Annotated in this window: 1 protein-coding gene; it reads right to left on the bottom strand. The window is 32.2% G+C overall.

Annotation, left to right across the window (positions count from 1 at the left end; all coding sequences use genetic code 11):
• Positions 1 to 208: hypothetical protein (locus ACODJP_RS14140; protein WP_422482589.1), on the bottom strand; the 208-nt coding region annotated here is incomplete at its 3' end.
• Positions 209 to 264: the final 56 nt, after the last annotated feature.

Below are 264 nucleotides of genomic sequence, written 5' to 3' on the forward strand. Positions count from 1 at the left end.
TCTCCTTGAGCTTTTTGTCGTTTGTAAATATATATGCAGCAAGAGGCTTTTCTCTAGCATTAACCAAGTCAATGCCATCCTTGATATTGTTGACCTTCATATCAAACGAAAAGACAGAAACAAAATAAAAATCAATATACTGTCGTGTTTCCAGAGCTAAAACAAGAACAGCTAAAGATTTAGGGATAAAATGAGTCTTCTGGTTCATCCAATACAACAATTTTTTTTTTTTTTTTTCTTAACTTGTTTTCGGTTTATCATGGC

The sequence above is a fragment of the Pleomorphochaeta sp. DL1XJH-081 genome, assembly GCF_049310885.1.
Lineage (GTDB): Bacteria > Spirochaetota > Spirochaetia > Sphaerochaetales > Sphaerochaetaceae > CAYZJV01.